The organism is Methylococcus sp. ANG, assembly GCF_040730495.1.
GTDB lineage: Bacteria > Pseudomonadota > Gammaproteobacteria > Methylococcales > Methylococcaceae > Methylococcus.
Map to the genome: position 1 here is coordinate 2,478,800 of NZ_CP160399.1, position 13,486 is coordinate 2,492,285.

The 13,486-nt window shown below is 65.8% G+C and carries 16 protein-coding genes and 1 tRNA gene; 15 read left to right on the top strand and 2 right to left on the bottom strand.

Features of this window, described 5'->3' with window-relative positions; translation table 11 throughout:
- Positions 1 to 77 precede the first annotated feature (77 nt).
- The 15 genes from ndk (at position 78) to ABZN20_RS12120 (ending at position 12,843) form a co-directional block, all read left to right on the top strand.
- Positions 78 to 509, top strand: a complete 432-nt coding sequence (ndk, locus tag ABZN20_RS12050) for a nucleoside-diphosphate kinase (protein WP_218808490.1) — start codon at positions 78 to 80, stop codon at positions 507 to 509.
- Positions 484 to 1,584: a 23S rRNA (adenine(2503)-C(2))-methyltransferase RlmN gene (rlmN, locus tag ABZN20_RS12055; protein ID WP_367025408.1), complete on the top strand. Its 1,101-nt coding sequence runs from the start codon at positions 484 to 486 to the stop codon at positions 1,582 to 1,584. Before ndk ends, rlmN begins: the two co-directional genes overlap by 26 nt.
- 20 nt (positions 1,585 to 1,604) lie before the next feature.
- Entirely contained in the window at positions 1,605 to 2,354 is a 750-nt protein-coding gene (gene pilW, locus ABZN20_RS12060; RefSeq protein WP_367025409.1) for a type IV pilus biogenesis/stability protein PilW, read from the top strand.
- A 33-nt stretch (positions 2,355 to 2,387) separates the two neighbouring features.
- Positions 2,388 to 3,656, top strand: coding sequence for a histidine--tRNA ligase (gene hisS / locus ABZN20_RS12065; RefSeq protein WP_218808487.1), 1,269 nt, complete (start codon positions 2,388 to 2,390; stop codon positions 3,654 to 3,656).
- Between the two features lie 13 nt (positions 3,657 to 3,669).
- Entirely contained in the window at positions 3,670 to 4,308 is a 639-nt protein-coding gene (locus ABZN20_RS12070) for a YfgM family protein (RefSeq protein WP_367025410.1), read from the top strand.
- Positions 4,305 to 5,492: an outer membrane protein assembly factor BamB gene (bamB, locus tag ABZN20_RS12075; RefSeq protein ID WP_218808485.1), complete on the top strand. Its 1,188-nt coding sequence runs from the start codon at positions 4,305 to 4,307 to the stop codon at positions 5,490 to 5,492. The genes ABZN20_RS12070 and bamB overlap by 4 nt, the downstream gene beginning before the upstream one ends.
- A gap of 2 nt (positions 5,493 to 5,494) precedes the next feature.
- Positions 5,495 to 6,886, top strand: a complete 1,392-nt coding sequence (der, locus tag ABZN20_RS12080) for a ribosome biogenesis GTPase Der (RefSeq protein ID WP_367025411.1) — start codon at positions 5,495 to 5,497, stop codon at positions 6,884 to 6,886.
- Between the two features lie 73 nt (positions 6,887 to 6,959).
- Entirely contained in the window at positions 6,960 to 7,541 is a 582-nt protein-coding gene (gene rsxA, locus ABZN20_RS12085; protein WP_218808483.1) for an electron transport complex subunit RsxA, read from the top strand.
- Between the two features lie 12 nt (positions 7,542 to 7,553).
- Positions 7,554 to 8,090 (top strand): electron transport complex subunit RsxB, encoded by a 537-nt coding sequence (rsxB, locus tag ABZN20_RS12090; RefSeq protein WP_367025412.1) that lies wholly within the window; start codon positions 7,554 to 7,556, stop codon positions 8,088 to 8,090.
- Entirely contained in the window at positions 8,090 to 9,661 is a 1,572-nt protein-coding gene (gene rsxC, locus ABZN20_RS12095) for an electron transport complex subunit RsxC (RefSeq protein WP_367025413.1), read from the top strand. Before rsxB ends, rsxC begins: the two co-directional genes overlap by 1 nt.
- Before the next feature lie 3 nt (positions 9,662 to 9,664).
- Positions 9,665 to 10,702, top strand: a complete 1,038-nt coding sequence (gene rsxD / locus ABZN20_RS12100) for an electron transport complex subunit RsxD (RefSeq protein WP_367025414.1) — start codon at positions 9,665 to 9,667, stop codon at positions 10,700 to 10,702.
- Positions 10,693 to 11,331 (top strand): electron transport complex subunit RsxG, encoded by a 639-nt coding sequence (rsxG, locus tag ABZN20_RS12105; RefSeq protein WP_367025415.1) that lies wholly within the window; start codon positions 10,693 to 10,695, stop codon positions 11,329 to 11,331. Before rsxD ends, rsxG begins: the two co-directional genes overlap by 10 nt.
- Complete coding sequence (locus ABZN20_RS12110) at positions 11,328 to 12,029, top strand: electron transport complex subunit E (RefSeq protein ID WP_218808478.1); 702 nt, start codon at positions 11,328 to 11,330, stop codon at positions 12,027 to 12,029. The genes rsxG and ABZN20_RS12110 overlap by 4 nt, the downstream gene beginning before the upstream one ends.
- Positions 12,026 to 12,667 carry an endonuclease III gene (gene nth / locus ABZN20_RS12115; RefSeq protein ID WP_218808477.1) on the top strand — a complete coding sequence of 214 codons (642 nt, stop codon included), beginning with the start codon at positions 12,026 to 12,028 and terminating at the stop codon, positions 12,665 to 12,667. Before ABZN20_RS12110 ends, nth begins: the two co-directional genes overlap by 4 nt.
- A gap of 100 nt (positions 12,668 to 12,767) precedes the next feature.
- A tRNA-Thr gene (locus tag ABZN20_RS12120) sits at positions 12,768 to 12,843 on the top strand.
- Between the two features lie 143 nt (positions 12,844 to 12,986).
- Here ABZN20_RS12120 and ABZN20_RS12125 read toward each other — a convergent pair.
- Together ABZN20_RS12125 and ABZN20_RS12130 are read right to left on the bottom strand one after the other, a co-directional pair.
- Positions 12,987 to 13,217, bottom strand: a complete 231-nt coding sequence (locus ABZN20_RS12125; protein WP_367025416.1) for a hypothetical protein — start codon at positions 13,215 to 13,217, stop codon at positions 12,987 to 12,989.
- Entirely contained in the window at positions 13,214 to 13,486 is a 273-nt protein-coding gene (locus ABZN20_RS12130; protein WP_367025417.1) for a hypothetical protein, read from the bottom strand. Before ABZN20_RS12130 ends, ABZN20_RS12125 begins: the two co-directional genes overlap by 4 nt.

Consider the following 13,486-nt stretch of genomic DNA (forward strand, 5'->3'; position numbering starts at 1 on the left):
GGCGGTATCGCCACGAACGGAAGGGGCGACCAGCCCCTGTACGATTTCAATCAACACTGAGAACGCAAGGAGATTCCATGGCGGTAGAACGCACCCTTTCCATCATCAAGCCGGACGCGGTCGCCAAGAACGTCATTGGCGAGATTTATTCCCGCTTCGAGAAGGCCGGCCTCAAGATCGTGGCCGCGAAGATGGCCCAACTGTCCCGCGAGGAGGCCGAAGGCTTCTATGCCGTGCACCGGGAGCGCCCGTTCTTCAACGACCTGGTGTCGTTCATGATCAGCGGCCCGGTCATGATCCAGGTGCTGGAAGGCGAGAATGCCATTGCCAAGAACCGCGACCTGATGGGCGCCACCAATCCCAAGGACGCCGCTCCCGGCACCATCCGCGCCGACTTCGCCGTCAGCATCGACGAAAACGCGGTGCACGGCTCCGACGGCCCGGAAACGGCGGCCCAGGAGATCGCCTATTTCTTCGAGAGCGATGAACTCTGCCCCCGTACCCGCTGAGACGGCAGCCCGCGTCAATCTGCTCGATCTGGACCGGGAAGGCATGGAAGCCTTCTTCGTCCGCATCGGTGAGAAGCCGTTCCGCGCTTCGCAATTGCTGCAGTGGATCCACCAGCGCGGCGTCACCGATTTTTCGCTGATGACCAACCTGAGCAAGGCGCTGCGCAGCCGGCTCGAAGCCGTGAGCGAAATCCGGCCGCCCGAGCTGGTGCTCGAGCAGCGCTCGGGCGACGGCACCCGCAAGTGGGTGCTGCAGGTGGACGCCGTCAACCGGGTCGAGACCGTGCTGATCCCCGACGAGGGGCGCAACACCCTGTGCGTGTCCTCGCAGGTGGGCTGCTCGCTCGAATGCTCGTTCTGCTCCACCGCCCGCCAGGGATTCAACCGGAACCTGACCACCGCCGAGATCATCGGCCAGCTCTGGGTGGCGCAGCACCGTCTCGGCGACGAACAGCGCATTAGCAACGTGGTGCTGATGGGGATGGGCGAGCCCCTGCTCAATTTCGGCAATGTCGTCGCCGCGACCCGCCTGATGATGGACGACTTCACCTACGGCCTGTCGAAACGGCGGGTCACGCTCAGCACCTCCGGCATCGTGCCGGCGCTGGACCGGCTGGCCGAGGTCAGCGACATCAGCCTGGCCGTATCCCTGCACGCGCCCAGCGACGAGCTGCGCAACGAACTGGTGCCGATCAACCGAAAGTATCCGATCAGGGAACTGCTGGCCGCCTGCAAGCGCTATGTCGGTACCGAGAACCGCCGCAAAGTCACTTTCGAATACGTCATGCTGGACGGCGTGAACGACGGTCCCGAACATGCCCGCGCCCTGATCCGTCTGCTGAGCCATGTGCCCTCCAAGGTCAACCTGATCCCGTTCAATCCGTTCCCGAACTCGGCGTTCCGCTGCTCGCGCCCCGAGGCGATCGCCCGCTTCGCCCAGACCCTCCAGGATGCCGGACTCATCACCACCACCCGGAAGACCCGGGGCAGGGACATCGACGCGGCCTGCGGCCAATTGGTGGGCAAGGTCAACGACCGCAGCCGGCGCCAGTTCCGCCTGCACACCGCGCATTGACGATGAGAGGATGGCTGGCTTTGAGCGCGTTGCTGGGAACCGTTGCCGCCTGCACCGCCCCGGAACGGAGGCCGCACGCGGCCAACGATCCCTATGGCGAACTCAGCGCCGCGGACGTCTATGTCCAGAAAGGCGTCCGCTACATGGCGCAGGGAGCACTGGAGGTGGCACTGGACGACCTGAAGCATGCGGTGGAGCTGGACCCCGCCAACAGCGATGCGCACGATGCGCTGGCCATCCTGTACGAAAAGCTGGGCAAGACCGAGGAAGCCGACCGGCATTTCCGCGAAGCCTTGTCGCTGAATCCGGAGAATTACAGCGCCTTCAACAATTACGGGCGATTTCTCTGCAACACCGGGCACACCCAGGACGCCTTGGCCAGATTCGAAGTCGCGTACTCGACTCCGCTGTACCCCCAGCCCTGGATTCCCCTCTCCAATGCCGGCGCCTGCCTGCGCCGTGCGGGCCGGCCCGCGGAAGCCGAGCCGTATCTGCGCCAGGCGCTGGAGAGGAGTCCGAACTACCCTCCGGCGCTGCTGGAAATGGCCTACGTCAGCCTGGAAGCGCGGCAATACCTGTCCACGCGCGCCTTCCTGCAGCGCTACCAGGCCATCGCCGGAGACACGCCGGAAACCCTCTGGCTCGGCGTCCAGACCGAACTGGCCCTGGGCGACGCCGCCGAAGCGCGGCGGCTGGCCGACCGGATAGGCACGGATTTCCCGGATTCCGGCGAAGCCGTGCAAGCACGGCGCCTGTTCGGCAAGCCGTGACCGCGTTTGCCCACCGATAGACAGATCGACTCAATGAGCGAAAAAATCCAAGCCATCCGCGGCATGCACGACATCCTGCCGGACATGACGCCGCGCTGGCAGCAGGTCGAACACCAGATCCGCGGCGTCATGGCCTGCTACGGCTACCGCGAGATCCGTCTGCCCATCGTCGAAAAGACCGAGCTGTTCAAGCGATCCATCGGCGAAGTCACCGACATCGTCGAAAAGGAGATGTACGTTTTCGAGGACCGCAACGGCGATTCGCTGACCCTGCGCCCCGAAGGCACCGCGGGGTGCCTGCGCGCCTGCCTCGAGCACGGCCTGCTGCACAACCAGACCCATCGGCTGTGGTATGCCGGCCCCATGTTCCGCCACGAACGCCCGCAGAAGGGGCGTTACCGCCAGTTTCACCAGGTCGGCGTCGAGGTCTTCGGCATGCCCGGCCCGGACATCGATGCGGAGCTGATCTTCATGAGCCGCCGGCTCTGGCAGCGCTTGGGGGTAGCCCACAAGCTGCGGCTGGAACTGAACTCCCTGGGCACCCCCGACGAACGGCTGGCCTACCGCCAGATTCTGGTGGATTATCTGCGCGAGAATTACGACGCGCTGGATGCCGACAGCGCGCGGCGTCTGGAAACCAATCCGCTGCGCGTCCTCGACAGCAAGAATCCGGAGATGAAGGATCTGCTCGCCGGAGCGCCGGTGCTGGCCGACTATCTGGGCGCGACCTCGCGTGCGCACTTCGAAGGCCTGACCGCGCTGCTCGATGCCGCCGAGATCCCGTACGTGATCAACCCGCGGCTGGTACGCGGCCTGGATTACTACTGCAACACGGTGTTCGAATGGGTGACGGACGAACTGGGCACCCAGGGCACCGTCTGCGCCGGCGGCCGCTATGACGGCCTGGTGGCCCAGCTCGGCGGCCGCGAATCCAGCGCCATCGGCTTCGCCTTGGGGCTGGAGCGCCTGATCGAGCTGACCGGCGAGGCCGTCGCCGATACCGCTCCGCATATCTATTTCATCGCGGCGGGCACGGCCGCGGAGCGGCGCGGCGCCGTGCTGGCGGAAATGCTGAGGGACGCGTTTCCCGGCCTCCGGCTCGTGGTCAATTGCGGCGGCGGCAGCTTCAAGAACCAGTTCAAGCGCGCCGACAAGAGCGAGGCGGCCTTCGCCCTGATCCTGGGCGAGGACGAAATGCGGGACGACAGCATCAGCCTGAAACCCCTGCGCTCGGACGGCGCCCAGCAAACGGTCGCGCAGGCCGACCTGGTACGGCTCATCCAATCCTGTGTCCATATCTGAATAAGAGGTTGCCATGGAAGTTTATCTGACCGAAGAAGAGCGCCTCGAGGCGCTCAAGCGCTGGTGGAAAACCAACGCCAGCTCCGTCGTCTGGGGCGTGGCGCTGGGGATTGCCGTGATCGTCGGCTGGGGCGCCTGGAAGCGTTCCCAGGACGAAAAAGCCATGCTCGGCGGAACGCTGTACCAGCAGCTCCTCGATGCGGTGGCGAACAAGCAGGCCGACGCCGCCATCCAGTTGGGCGAACGGATCGACAAGCAGTTCCCCGGCTCCGCCTATGCCACTTACGGCAAGCTTTTCCTGGTGCGGCTCAAGGTCGAAGCGGACGATCTGGCCGGCGCCAAGACGCTGCTGCAACAGCTGATCGCGGCCGGCAAGGACGAGAAGATCCTGCAGATCGCGCGGCTCCGGCTGGCCGAAGTCCAGCTTGGGCTCGGCGAAACGGAGGATGCGCTGAGACTGGCGGAAAGCATAACGGGCAAGGGTGCCCCGGAATTCGCCGCGCTCGCCGAGGAGCTGAAGGGCGACATTTATATCGCCATGAACCGCCCCGAAGAAGCCCGCGCCGCCTATCTGAAGGCGCGCCGGGAAGGCCAGCCCTCGCCCCTGCTCGAACTCAAGCTGACCGACCTCGGCACGCCCGCCACCCGATGATCCGCCGCGCACTGCTCATCGCCTCGCTCGCCGCCCTTTCCGGCTGCGCCGGCCTGGACGCCATCCAGAACGCCTACCAGGGAATCCAGGATTACTTCACCGGCAAGGACAATGCCGAACCGCCCGCGCCGCTGGCCGAAATCACGCCGCAGGTGAAGGCGGACAAACTCTGGACGGCGGAGATCGGCAACGGCTACGACGACCAAAGCATCAACCTCGGACCCGCCCTGGACGATGGCCGTGTGTTCGCCGCGGAGCGGCACGGCACGGTCCAGGCCTTCAACCGCCTGACCGGCGAGAAGCTGTGGTCGGTCGACCATGAAATGGAGCTGTCCGCCGGCCCCGTATTCGACGACGGCGAGCTGTTCCTGGCCACCGCGGAGGGGGCGATCATCGTGCTGAACGCGGCCGACGGCGCGCTCATCTGGAAATCGACGCTCGCCAGCGAGATCCTTTCCGTCCCCGCCGTCGCGGACGACGTGGTCGTGGTCCGCGGTGCGAACGGCCATCTGACCGGCCTGGACCGGAAATCCGGCGCCACGCTCTGGTCTTTCGAGCGCCATGCCCCGCCGCTGGCCATACGCAGCCGGGGCGCTCCGATCATCGCCGGCGACCTGGTGATCGACGGTTTCGGGGGCGGCAAGGTGAGCGCCGTCCAGCTCAAGGAGGGCAGGCTGGACTGGGAGGCCAACGTCTCCCTGCCGCACGGCCGCTCCGAAATCGAACGGCTGGTCGACCTCAGCGCCACGCCAGTGGTGCGGAACGACTCGGTGTTCGTCTCCGGCTACCAGGGCGGTACCGCCTCGCTGGGACTCAACACGGGGGAAGTGCAGTGGAAGCGCGAAAGCATTTCCTCTCCCGCCGGCATGACGGCCGACCGCAGAGAGCTGTACGTCACCGACGCCAATGCCGATCTCTGGCAGCTCGCCATCCGGAGCGGCGAAGACCAGTGGAAGCAGTCCGAGCTGCACCAGCGCCGCCTGACCGCGCCCGCCCTGGTGAAGGACTACTTGGTGGTCGGCGATTTCGAAGGCTATGTGCACGTGCTGAACAAGGAGGACGGACGCATCGTGGGACGCGTCCAGATCACGGACGAGCCCATCGAATACCCTCCGGTGGTATACGGAGACATCGTCTATGTCTACGCCACTGACGGCACCCTGGCCGCGATCACGGTGGATTGAGCATGCTGCCCGTCGTCGCCCTGATCGGCCGCACCAATGTCGGCAAATCCACCCTGTTCAACTACCTGACCCGGAGCCGTGACGCACTGGTGGCCGACTACCCCGGCCTGACCCGGGACCGCCAGTACGGCCGCGTGCAGCGCGGCGAGCGCGACTATTTCGTGGTCGACACCGGCGGCATCATCGAGGCGGCCGCGGGCATCGACGACAAGGCCATGAAGCAGGTCGACCACGTTCTCGACGAGGCCGACGTCATCCTGTTCCTGGTCGACGTCCACGCCGGCATGACCGCAGGCGACGAACTCATCGCCGAGCGCCTCCGCCGTATCAGCAAGCCGGTGCTGCTGGTAGCCAACAAGATCGACGGCACCAACGCGCTGATCGCCGGTGCGGAATTCCACGCCTTCGGACTGGGCGAGCCGCAACTCATTTCGGCGGCGCACGGCACCGGCGTGCAGGCACTGCTGGAGCGGGTCGAAGCGCTGCTGCCGGAAGCCGAGGAAACGGAGGAGACGGAAGCCGAAGGCGGCATCCGCATCGCGGTGGTGGGCCGGCCCAACGTCGGCAAATCCACCCTGGTCAACCGCATCCTGGGCGAGGAGCGGGTGGTCGTCTACGACCAGCCCGGCACCACCCGCGACAGCATCTACATTCCCTTCGAGCGGCGCGGCGAGCGTTATACCCTGATCGACACCGCCGGCATCCGCCGCCGCGCCCGGGTCAACGAGGGCGTGGAGAAATTCAGCGTCATCAAGAGCTTCCAGGCCATCGAGAAGGCCCACGTAGTGATCTACCTGGTGGACGCCAGCGAGGGCCTCACGGACCAGGACGCCAACCTGTTGGGGATGGTACTGGAAATCGGCCGTGGCCTCCTGATCGGCTTCAACAAATGGGACGGGCTGGACCCGGACCAGCGCGAAAAGGTCAAGCGCCAGATCGACGTCAAGCTGCCGTTTCTCGAGTTCGCCAAGAAATATTTCGTCTCGGCCCTGCACGGCACCGGGGTCGGCGTGCTGATGGATGCGGTCAAACCGATCTACCAGTCCGCCATGCTGGATCTGTCGGCCTCGCGCCTGACCCAGGTGCTCCAGGACTGTTTGACCGCCCACCAGCCTCCGCTGGTCCGCGGCCGCCGCATCAAGCTCAAATACGCCCACCAGGGCGGCCACAACCCGCCGGTCGTCGTGATCCACGGCAACCAGACCGAGGACCTGCCGGCCGCATACAAGCGCTATCTCGGCAACGAGTTCCGCAAGGCTTTCAAGCTGCAGGGCGTGCCACTGAAGCTGGTGTTCAAAAGCGCCGAGAACCCGTTCCAGGGCCGCCGCAACGAGCTTACCGAGCGCCAGATCAAGAAGCGCCGGCGGATGATCCGCCATGTGAAGAAGCGCTGACGGCCATTTCCCGAGCAATGCGGTCAACTATATAATTTCCCGTTCCCCCGCCGGCGCATCGTCATCCCTTCAGATGAAAGACTATCTGTTGATCCTCGTCAGCACGACCCTGGTGAACAACTTCGTCCTGGTGAAGTTCCTGGGGCTGTGCCCCTTCATGGGTGTTTCGCGCAAATCGGAAACGGCGATCGGCATGGGACTGGCGACGACCTTCGTGCTGACGTTGTCCTCGGTCAGCAGCTACCTGGTCAACCATTTCCTGCTGGAGCCGATGGGGCTGCAATACCTGCGCACCATCGCCTTCATCGTGGTGATCGCCGTGGTGGTCCAGTTCACCGAGATGGTCGTGAAGAAAACCAGCCCACTGCTTTACCAGGTGCTAGGGATATTCCTGCCGCTGATCACCACCAACTGCGCCGTGCTCGGCGTGGCCCTGCTCAACGTCCAGGCCGGCCACGATTTCGTCGAATCTTTCCTGTACGGCTTCGGCGCCGCTGCCGGCTTCACCCTGGTGCTGGTGCTGTTCGCCGGCCTGCGGGAGCGGGTCGACGCCGCCGACGTGCCGGCGCCGTTCCGCGGCAATGCCATCGCGCTGATAACCGCGGGTCTTCTGTCCGTCGCCTTCATGGGCTTCTCCGGCCTGGTCAAAGGCTGAAGGGGTGTGGGGATGCTGGCGTTTCTCGCGGTCTGCGTCTTGTTCACCCTGTTCGGCGCGCTGCTGGGCTACGCCTCGCGGCGCTTCAAGGTGGAGGGCGATCCGCTGGCCGAGAAGATCGATGCCCTGCTGCCGCAGACCCAGTGCGGCCAGTGCGGTTTTCCCGGCTGCCGCCCTTACGCCGAAGCCATCGCCCGGGGCGAGGCGGACATCAACCAGTGCCCGCCGGGCGGCGAGGACGGCGTCCAGGCGCTGGCCGATCTGCTCGGGGTCGAACCCAAGCCGCTGAACGACGAACACGGCGCCGAGAAGCCGAAAAGCGTCGCCGTCATCGACGAAACCAAGTGCATCGGCTGCACCCTGTGCATCCAGGCCTGCCCGGTCGACGCGATCCTCGGCGCGGCCAAGCTGATGCACACGGTCATCGCCTCCGAATGCACCGGCTGCGAACTTTGCATAGCGCCCTGCCCGGTCGATTGCATCGCGCTGGAGCCGGTCCGGGAGAATCTCGGCACCTGGCGCTGGCCCAAGCCCGACGGAACCCGCTGATGTTCACGCTACACCGATTCCACGGCGGCCTCCATCTGGACGCCCACAAGGAAGATTCCAGCCTCGCTCCGCTGGCGACGGCCCCGGTGCCGCCGCGGCTGATCTTCCCGCTGCAGCAGCGCGGCGGGCAGAACGCGCAAAGCGTGGTGCAGGTCGGCGACCACGTCCGCAAAGGTCAGGTCATCGCCCGCGGCGACGGGCCGATGAATCCGCCGATCCATGCCTCCAGCTCAGGAATCGTCAGCGCCATCGAGCCGCGCCCCCTGCCGCATCCTTCCGGCCTCACCGACCTGGCCATCGTGATCGACACCGACGGGGAAGACCTCGCGCCAGCTCCCGAGGAGCGGCCCGATTACGGCCAACTTGCCCCGGAAGAACTGCGCCGGGTCATCTTCGAGGCGGGCATCGTGGGCTTGGGCGGCGCGGCGTTCTCGACCGCGGTCAAGACCGATCCCGGCCACCGACCGATCGACACCCTGATCCTCAACGGCGCAGAGTGCGAACCCTATATCACCTGCGACGACAGCCTGCTGCGGAATTTCCCGCGCGAGGTGCTGGAAGGTGCGCGCATCCTGATGCGGGTATTGGGGGTGGAGCGATGCCTGCTCGGCATCGAGGACGACATGCCGGAAGCGATCCGGGCGCTGCGGGAAACGCGAGAAGCCGGGGATTATTCGAACATCGACATCGTCACCGTGCCGGCCCTCTATCCCAGCGGCGGCGAGAAGCAGCTCATCCGCATCCTCACCGGGCGCGAAGTGCCGACCCGCGGCATCCCCGCCGATGCCGGCGTGATCTGCCAGAACGTGGGCACGGCGGCGGCGGTGTACCAGGCGGTGGGCCGGGGCGAACCGCTGATCGAGCGCATCGTCACCGTCACCGGCAAGGGCATCAAGAATCCGGGCAACTGGCTGACCCGCATCGGTACCCCCATCGCCGATCTGGTGCGCTACAGCGGCGGCTATTCCGGCGTGGCCGAGCGATTGATCCTGGGCGGCCCCATGATGGGCATATCCCTCCCCTCCGACGCGCTGCCCCTGGTCAAGGCCGCCAACTGCGTGCTGGTGACCGGGCGCGGCGAAACCACCGGCCCGAAACAGGCCCTCCCCTGCATCCGCTGCGGCGCCTGCGCCGAGGCCTGCCCGATCAACCTGCTGCCTCAGCAGCTCTACTGGTACAGCCGCGCGGACAATCTGCAGCGGGCCGAGGAATACCAGTTGGCCGACTGCATCGAATGCGGCTGCTGCGACTACGTCTGCCCCAGCCACATTCCGCTGGTGCAGTATTTCCGCGCCGCCAAGAGCGAACTCGTCGCCAAGCAGCGCGAACGCACCAAGGCCGACCATGCCCGGGAACGCTTCGAGGCCCGGCAGGCCCGCAAGGAGCGCGAGAAGCAGGAACGCGCCGAGGCCGCTCAACGCAAGAAAACCGCCCTGGCCAAGCCGGATACTTCCGAGATCCAGGACGCCATCGCCCGCGCCAAGGCCCGCAAGCGGCCGCCCGAATCCGCGCCAACGACGGACGCCGCGCCTGACGAATCTCCCCCGGCACAGGAACCGGCCGAGAACTAGACCATGCGCTTCAATACCGCTCCCGCGCCCCATCTCGCACCCACCGCCAGTACCCGCCGCATCATGCAATGGGTACTCTTGGCCATGGCGCCCGGCGTCGCCGCCCAGCTCTGGCAGTTCGGCCCCGGCGTGCTGATCAACCTCGCGCTGGCGATCGCCATCGCCCTGCTGGCCGAATCCGCCATGCTGCGCCTGCGCGCCCGGCACAGCCGCGCCGGCCTGTCCGACTGGAGCGCCGTGCTGACCGCGGCACTGCTGGCGGTATCGCTGCCGCCCATCGCGCCTTGGTGGATCACCGTCTTCGGCACCCTGTTCGCCGTCGTCATCGGCAAGCAGCTCTACGGCGGCCTGGGCTACAACCCGTTCAACCCGGCCATGGTCGGCTATGCCGTCTTGCTCATCTCCTTCCCGAAAGCGATGACCGCCTGGCTGCCGCCGACCGACCTCGCAGCGGCCTCACTGGGCCTGCTGGATGCCTGGAACGCCATCGTCCATCGCGCGGGGCCGGACGGATCGAGCTTCGACGCCCTGGCGATGGCGACGCCGCTGGACACCCTCAAGACCCAGCTCGGCCTGGGCCGGACGATGGACGAGATCCAGTCCGGAGCCCTGTTCGGCGCGCTCGCCGGCAAAGGCTGGCAGTGGGTGAACCTGGGCTACCTCGCCGGTGGCCTCTGGCTGCTGCGCCGCGGGCTGATCGCCTGGCAGATCCCTGCGGGCTTCCTTGCCGCGTTGGGCGCATTGAGCCTGGGTTTCTTCCTGCTGGAGCCGGAGACCTATCCGACCCCGCTGTTCCATCTGCTGGGCGGCGCCACCATGCTCGGCGCCTTCTTCATCGCCACCGACCCCGTGACCGCCTCGACCACCCCGAAAGGACGCCTGATCTATGGCGCGCTGATCGGCAGCCTGGTATTCGTGATCCGCTCGTGGGGTGGTTACCCGGACGGCGTGGCCTTCGCGGTGCTGCTGCTCAACCTGGCCGCCCCGACCATCGACCATTACACCCGCCCCAGGGTTTACGGGCATCCCGGATGCACCTGAAACAGCACCCCGTCATCGTCGCCGGCTTCATCCTCGGCGTGTTTTCGGTCGCCGGCACCGGGCTGGTGTCCACGGTCTTCCGCCACACCGAACCGCTGATCGAGGCCAACGAGCGCGCCACCCTGCTGCACTCCATCGAAGTGCTGGTGCCGCCGGAGACTTTCGACAACGACCCGCTGGCAGACGCCATCGAGCTCGCTGACCCGCTGCTCGGCACGAGCCAGCCGCTGCCGGTCTACCGCGCCCGCAAAGCCGGAAAACCCGTCACCGCCGTGCTCTCGCCCATCGCGCCGGACGGCTACAACGGTGCGATCCGCCTGCTGGTCGCCGTCCACTACGATGGCGAACTGGCCGGCGTGCGGGTGCTGGGCCACAAGGAAACCCCCGGCCTCGGCGACCCCATCGACGAGAACAAATCGGACTGGATCCACCAATTCGCAGGACTTTCCCTACTCGATCCGCCCGAGATACGCTGGGGCGTGAAGAAGGACGGCGGTGACTTCGACCAGTTCACCGGCGCCACCATCACACCCCGCGCCGTCGTCAAAGCCGTGCGCAAGACGCTGCAATTCTTCCGCGACAACCGCGAAATCGTGTTCGTCCCGCCGCAACAGGAGGAGACCCCGTGAACCTCGGCCCCTACCGCAAGATCGCCCTGGATGGGCTCTGGCACAACAATCAGGCCCTGGTCGCCCTGCTCGGCCTGTGCCCGCTGCTCGCGGTCAGCAGCACCGTGGTCAACAGCCTAGGCCTCGGGCTGGCCACCACCGTCGCCCTGGTATTCTCCAACGGCGTGGTTTCGCTGGTACGCAACCGCATCACTACGGAAGTGCGCCTGCCGGTATTCGTGCTGGTCATCGCCGCCAACGTCACCGTCATCGAGTTGCTGATGAGCGCGTTCTTCCACGACCTGTACAAGATCCTCGGCATCTTCATCCCGCTGATCGTCACCAACTGCGCCATCATCGGCCGCGCCGAAGCCTTCGCCTCGAAGAACACGGTCGATCGCGCCGTCCTCGACGGCCTGTTCATGGGATTGGGGTTCACCGCGGCACTGGTCGCGCTCGGCGCCTTCCGCGAAATCGTCGGCACCGGCGCCCTGCTGAGCCGGGCCGAACTGATGTTCGGCGAGACCGCTCGCAACTGGAGCCTCCGGATCATCGAAGACTACGACGGATTCCTGCTGGCCATCCTGCCGCCCGGCGCCTTCATCGGACTGGGGCTCATCATCGCCCTGAAGAACGTGATCGACGCCCGCGCCAAGGCGCGGTCCCAGGCCGCAGCCCCGCAGCCAGTCTCATTCGAGCCCGCCGTGCGGAAAGCATGAACGCCGGCAAGCGGCGGCAAATTTTCGAACGCCTCGCCGCCGCCATCCCCGAACCGACCACCGAACTACGCTACGACACGCCTTTCGAGCTGCTGATCGCCGTCGTCCTTTCCGCCCAGGCCACCGACAAAGGCGTCAACAAGGCCACCGAAAAGCTCTTCCCCGCCGCCAATACCCCCGAGGCCATCCTGGCCCTGGGGGAAGACGGCCTGCGCGAGTACATCAAGACCATCGGCCTGTTCAACAGCAAGGCCAAGAACATCATCGGCCTCTGCGAACGGCTGATCGAGCGCCACGGCGGCGAAGTGCCGCGCGACCGCGCAGCCTTGGAAGCCCTGCCCGGCGTGGGCCGCAAGACCGCCAACGTCATACTCAACACCGCCTTCGGCCAGCACACCATCGCGGTCGACACCCACATCTTCCGCGTCGCCAACCGCACCCGCCTGGCGCCGGGCAAAACCGTGCTGGCAGTGGAAAAAGCGCTGGATAAACACACCCCCCGCGAGTTCCTGAAGGATGCCCACCACCTCCTCATCCTGCACGGCCGCTACACCTGCACCGCCCGCAAGCCCAAATGCCCGCAGTGCCCCATCGCCGACCTGTGCGAATTTCCGGACAAGACGCCGGCAATCGGGTAAGCGCCATCGCGGTTTCCCATAGCTCAGCCGGGCGTTATAATCACCTCCCCCTGCAGGCCCCGTCCCAGCGACACCTGCAAGGCATCGCCTCCGTCCTCATGCTGGTGTAGCTCAGTCGGTAGAGCAGCTGATTTGTAATCAGCCGGTCGCGGGTTCGAATCCTGTCACCAGCTCCATAAATTCAATAACTTATTGCCATATCTCGGGGTGTCTAAAATTCCGGGGCTACACCGGGGCTACGCTCGAACGGAATTTGGCACTTTGGGGCCACAAAAAAAGCCCGCTCAATGGCGGGCCTTTTTCGTAACCGGTCACCTACTCATCCTGGCATCGGCTCCGGCTTCACGAACCGGATGCGCAGCGCCTTAACCCGGATGCGCCGCCCGTCCAGCTGCCAAGTCTCGATGTCGTCACCCGACGAAAGCATGACCGCCCCAGGCTCCGGCGGATCGTCCCGGATGCCCTCAAGCACCAGCCGTGCGCGGTCGAACTCCGTGCATATGCCTCGGCGCTTAGCCTCCAGTTTCGCTATGCGGTTCTTGATACTCATCGGTTTTGCTCCTGCTCCAGTTGTTCAATGCGTGCTTCAAGTTCATCGGTGCGGATCGACTCCAGCAGGGTACGCAAGATGAAGCCGGCCGTCCGGGTGTGGTCGTTGTCGATTTCGCCGCGCCTGTGCTCCAGGTACAGCGCCGCCAACTCCTTGCGGATACCTCGCGCCGTGGTCAAGCTGGGGCGTCGCCGATACCTCCCCCCCATGTCGGCGGTAATCAATTCGCCCTCAATGGGTTGCGTGGGTTTTTCGGATGTTGTGGGCAT

Bases quoted from the DNA above. Each gene is read 5' to 3' on its own strand.
- ABZN20_RS12130 (WP_367025417.1), bottom strand. From the start codon at position 13,486: ATGCCCACAACATCCGAAAAACCCACGCAACCCATTGAGGGCGAATTG.
- rsxG (WP_367025415.1), top strand. From the start codon at position 10,693: ATGCACCTGAAACAGCACCCCGTCATCGTCGCCGGCTTCATCCTCGGC.
- nth (WP_218808477.1), top strand. From the start codon at position 12,026: ATGAACGCCGGCAAGCGGCGGCAAATTTTCGAACGCCTCGCCGCCGCC.
- der (WP_367025411.1), top strand. From the start codon at position 5,495: ATGCTGCCCGTCGTCGCCCTGATCGGCCGCACCAATGTCGGCAAATCC.
- rsxC (WP_367025413.1), top strand. From the start codon at position 8,090: ATGTTCACGCTACACCGATTCCACGGCGGCCTCCATCTGGACGCCCAC.
- rsxD (WP_367025414.1), top strand. From the start codon at position 9,665: ATGCGCTTCAATACCGCTCCCGCGCCCCATCTCGCACCCACCGCCAGT.
- rsxA (WP_218808483.1), top strand. From the start codon at position 6,960: ATGAAAGACTATCTGTTGATCCTCGTCAGCACGACCCTGGTGAACAAC.
- rlmN (WP_367025408.1), top strand. From the start codon at position 484: ATGAACTCTGCCCCCGTACCCGCTGAGACGGCAGCCCGCGTCAATCTG.
- ABZN20_RS12125 (WP_367025416.1), bottom strand. From the start codon at position 13,217: ATGAGTATCAAGAACCGCATAGCGAAACTGGAGGCTAAGCGCCGAGGC.
- ndk (WP_218808490.1), top strand. From the start codon at position 78: ATGGCGGTAGAACGCACCCTTTCCATCATCAAGCCGGACGCGGTCGCC.
- bamB (WP_218808485.1), top strand. From the start codon at position 4,305: ATGATCCGCCGCGCACTGCTCATCGCCTCGCTCGCCGCCCTTTCCGGC.
- hisS (WP_218808487.1), top strand. From the start codon at position 2,388: ATGAGCGAAAAAATCCAAGCCATCCGCGGCATGCACGACATCCTGCCG.
- ABZN20_RS12070 (WP_367025410.1), top strand. From the start codon at position 3,670: ATGGAAGTTTATCTGACCGAAGAAGAGCGCCTCGAGGCGCTCAAGCGC.
- rsxB (WP_367025412.1), top strand. From the start codon at position 7,554: ATGCTGGCGTTTCTCGCGGTCTGCGTCTTGTTCACCCTGTTCGGCGCG.